The 2,483-nt window shown below is 63.8% G+C and carries 4 protein-coding genes; all 4 read right to left on the bottom strand.

Going from position 1 to position 2,483, the window contains the following annotated elements:
* Positions 1-965 (bottom strand): tetratricopeptide repeat protein (locus EN884_RS32940; protein WP_128361005.1); only part of this gene is annotated, 965 nt, incomplete at its 3' end.
* Positions 965-1,357 (bottom strand): response regulator, encoded by a 393-nt coding sequence (locus EN884_RS32935; protein ID WP_013525347.1) that lies wholly within the window; start codon positions 1,355-1,357, stop codon positions 965-967. The genes EN884_RS32935 and EN884_RS32940, both read right to left, overlap by 1 nt.
* A gap of 263 nt (positions 1,358-1,620) precedes the next feature.
* The gene (locus EN884_RS32930; RefSeq protein WP_082826795.1) at positions 1,621-1,998 is read right to left on the bottom strand and encodes a response regulator; all 378 of its coding nucleotides are present in this window, start codon (positions 1,996-1,998) and stop codon (positions 1,621-1,623) included.
* Positions 1,999-2,003: 5 nt separating this feature from the next.
* On the bottom strand, positions 2,004-2,483 hold a 480-nt coding region (locus tag EN884_RS32925; RefSeq protein ID WP_128361004.1), incomplete at its 5' end, for a response regulator.

Raw genomic sequence — 2,483 nt, 5'->3', positions numbered from 1 at the left:
GCGAAGTCGTCGCCACGCGCCCGGCGCAGGTCGCCGATCCCCACCAGCGCCTCGGCATTGTGCGAATCTACCGCCAGCACCCGCTGAAAAGACTGCTCGGCCCGCGTGTAATCCTGCTCGAGCAGGGAAATTCGCGCGTCGAGAGCCATCGCCTCGACATTGTCAGGCGCGGTGCCAAGCACATCATCGATCATCGCGCGAGCGCGCGGCACGTCGCCCTGCCAGATCGCCAGGCGCACCTTGCCGAGGCGGGCACCGAGAAGGCGGGGCCTAATGGCCAGCGCCTGGTCGAAGAACTGCCCGGCATGGTCGAATTTCTGCTGGGAGCCAGCCACCAAACCGATGGCGACCAGGATATCAGTGTTTTTCGGCGCCAGCCGGAGGGCGCGGCGATACGCATTCTCCGCCTCCGGCAATTGGCCCGCAGCCCGCGATCGTCGGCCCTCCTCCATCAGGCCGGCGACGGGATCCGGCCGCGGCGGGCGCGGTATCTTCCTCGCGGTCGCAGGCTTCGCCTTGCTGCTGCCGGCCCGCTGGGCTTTGCGGATGTTGGCAACAAGGGTACTTGCATCGGCATTGCCGGGCTCCGCACGCGACACCTCTTCGGCGAGCGGCAGGGCGGCGTCCGGATTGCCCGAGCGGAACTCGACCTCGGCCATGCCGAAGCTGGCGTCCCGATAGGTTGGGGCAAGGGACAGTGCCTTGGAAAAGGCTTCGCGCGCCGCCGGCAGATTGTTGCGTCCAAGCTCGGCGAAACCGAGTTGCACCAGGGCGTCGGCATTGTCGGGCCTGAGCGCCAGGGCTCGCCGGAAAAGATCCGCCGCCTCCTCGAAATGCTGCGCTTGCCTGGCCTTGACGCCGAACTCGTAAAGTTCATCCACCGTCTGCGCCAACGCCGCGCCCTGGGGCGCAGCGATCGTCAGGACCAGCCATGCGGCAAGGGCTGCGCGCCGGCCGCGCCGCATCAGCGCTTCCCGCTCTTTCGCGCGAGCAGACGCGCAAGCCGGGCCAGCAGCTCCTCGGGAATGAATGGTTTCACAAGATAGTCGTCCGCTCCCTTCTCCAGGGCCGAGACGATATCCCTTTCGCCCTTGCGGGCGGTCAGCATGACGACCGGAGTTTCGGACAAAGCCGGATCGTTTTTGATGCGGGCAAGCACCTCCAGGCCGTCGGCCTTGGGCATCATCGCGTCGAGCACGATGATGTCCGGCGCCTCATGCTCCGCCTTCAAGAGCGCTTCCGCCCCGTCTACTGCCTTGATGACCTCATATCCCTTTGCCCTGAGCCTGAATTCCATCAGCTCGATCAACAAGGGATCGTCGTCGCAAATCAGAACTCTTGCCTTCGATCCGTTCACCAGCCTTGCTCCGGTTCCGTCGCCCCCCGGAGTGATCAACCCATGAACCGACATCCGCCAATGCGGTTCATGCAGACAGAAATATTCTTCTCAGCTCTCTCATCGACGTCCGCCGATGCCACCGCGATTATAGACAACCTGATTCGCTGCGCCTGCACCCTCGGCACAATCAGTAGATGAATAAGGCGACATGGTATAGGAGCCCTGAACGGCATCGCACAGTCTGCTGCCAGAACGCGCTCGGTGGCCAGTCAATCGTCGACTCAGGCGCGCGACAGAAGCAATCTTTTGACTTCACCGGCAAGCGCAAGCGGGTCGAACGGTTTGGCGATCACCCCTACCGCGCCCATTGCCAGATAGCGTTCGACCTCATGCGTCTGGGTGCGCGCGGTGATGAACACCACGGGTATCGAGGCCGTCGCGCCAGCCTCGGCCAGACGCCTCAGCGTCTCCGGCCCATCCATGTCCGGCATCATCACGTCGAGCAGAATGAGGTCGGGTTGCCATTCGGCGGCATCGGCCAGTGCCTGCATGCCCGAAGAACAGGACCGCACCTCGAATTCCGGCTCGAGCTCCAGCGACATCTGGGCGATTTCGCGGATATCGTCCTCGTCATCCACATAGAGGATCCTTGCGCGCATCAGCATCACTCCTTGGCGTTCGCGGCAAGCCGGGTTCGGGACGTAACCAACATGCTCCTGACCAGCTTTGCCACATCGATCTCCGACGCCTTGGTCTTGGTCATGATCGCCTGAACGCGATCGCCGAGTTTCTGGTCGAGCTCCGCCGCCGAAAACACGATGACGCCGGTCTCCAGCGGCAGATCGACGAGGAGATCCAGGCCAGATCCGTCGGGGAGTGCAATGTCCAGGATGATCAGATCGAAGCGATGCTTCGCGACCGCCTGCCGAGCTTCCTGCAGCGTCTTTGCGGATGTGATCGAGACGCCCGAGCCCAGCCCCTCCGACATAACCGCGAGCACGCCCTCGTCGTCTTCGACATGCAGGACCTGTGGCCTCGGCTCGACCCTGCGGCCGACGATCTTGGCGAGAGCGGCGTGAAGCCGTTTCGAGTCCACCGGCTTCTCCAGCCAATCGATGATGCCGACGGCGCTGCCGTTCAGCGA

It is taken from the genome of Mesorhizobium sp. M7A.F.Ca.AU.001.01.1.1 (assembly GCF_004022735.1).
Lineage (GTDB): Bacteria > Pseudomonadota > Alphaproteobacteria > Rhizobiales > Rhizobiaceae > Mesorhizobium > Mesorhizobium ciceri.
The sequence above is the reverse complement of the archived record's forward strand: the minus strand, read 5'-3'. Positions and strand labels throughout refer to the sequence as shown.

Coding starts and splice junctions, on each gene's coding strand:
- EN884_RS32930 (WP_082826795.1), bottom strand. CDS start 1,998: ATGCGCGCAAGGATCCTCTATGTGGATGACGAGGACGATATCCGCGAA.